The sequence below is a fragment of the Kangiella sp. genome, assembly GCF_014762745.1.
Taxonomy (GTDB): Bacteria; Pseudomonadota; Gammaproteobacteria; order Enterobacterales; family Kangiellaceae; genus Kangiella.
This window is the reverse complement of sequence record NZ_JABURJ010000001.1, coordinates 1-1,311: the sequence shown is the minus strand read 5'-3', so window position 1 is coordinate 1,311 and position 1,311 is coordinate 1. Positions and strand designations below refer to the sequence as shown.

Here is a 1,311-nt window from a genome sequence, read left to right as displayed (position 1 = left end):
TGTAATGTCAAGAACATGGGTAACAGTTTAGTCCAAATACATGGGTTACACTTTCAGGCTCCAATAATTACAGGCGCCGACGGTTTTCTTTCTAATATCAAAGCTTCCTAATTTGTAGCATCCGAAGTACACGTTGAATATTCCATCATCAACTTCATACAGCCCTATCCATTCCCCATTCAGTAAGTGTGATATATACACCTGCCCATTTCGCCAGTAGATAACACCGGAGCTTCTCACTTTCTTAACCTCAAAGTAACTGGGGTATTCCTGCTTTGGCATTGTCTTTGGATAAGGTCGCGTTGACGTGTGATAACAGCTGTCAGGGGTTTGTTGAGCGAGTGACTCATGAGGACGCTCCTGGTTGTACTCCTGTTTAAAGCGTTCAAACTGGTGTTGCTGGTGACTGAAATTTGTGCACGGTGGGCGTGTAGCTGCCTCCTTTAAAGTTCGATGCATGCGTTCATGTTTGCCATTTTGTTGTGGTTTGCCTGGAGCAATCCGCTCAGGGATGATCCCAAGCTTTATCCACCATACTGATAAGCTGGATAACCCGGCAGTCGCTCGGCTGGCAAAAGGAGCGCCGTTGTCACTGCGTATTCGCAGAGGCAACCCATAGTCTTGGAACAGTCTTTTAAACGAGACTCTAGCCCCTTGAGTTCTAACATTTTTTTGGCCAACACACCCGATCAAATACCGACTAAAATCATCCATGACAGTGAGCGGGTAACACCACTGCCCATTACCCAGCTTAAACTGCCCTTTAAAGTCCACGCTCCATAAGTCGTTCGGTTGTGCCGAGCGAAGCAATGGTTTGGTGTAGAGTGGCACGCGACAGCGCTTGCGTTGCTTATGAACCAGACCTTCGCGATTGAGGATGTTATAAATACAGGATATCGACGGTGGCTCAACGTCTGGATACAACGTTCGAAGACGGGCCTGGATTTTCTTTGCACCCGGCGTGATAAGGGACTCCGTTCTCAACTTGATAATGCGTCGCTGAATCGTTCTGGGTAAGGCGCGCGAATGACTATGAGGTCGCCTGCTGCGCTCCACCAGACCTTCAACACCGAGTTCCTGATAGCGCCTGACCCACTTATAACCTGTTTTGCGGCTAATACCAAAAGACTGGCATAACTGGCTAAATGAACGGTTACCGTTCAGATAACCACTGATGAAATGAATCCGTTGATCCATAGGTTTTAACTCGTTCCAGGGCATGGGCACCTCCTGTATCGTGGTACCCACAGTTTAAAAAACTGTTACCCATGTTTGTGGACTAAAGTGTTACCTATGTTTATAACTCATACC

1 protein-coding gene is annotated in these 1,311 nt (G+C 47.1%); it reads right to left on the bottom strand.

The features are described 5' to 3' along the window. Window positions 1-45 precede the first annotated feature (45 nt). Window positions 46-1,221, bottom strand: a complete 1,176-nt coding sequence (locus HUJ19_RS00005) for an IS481 family transposase (RefSeq protein WP_290621505.1) — start codon at window positions 1,219-1,221, stop codon at window positions 46-48. Between the last annotated feature and the right edge of the window lie 90 nt (window positions 1,222-1,311).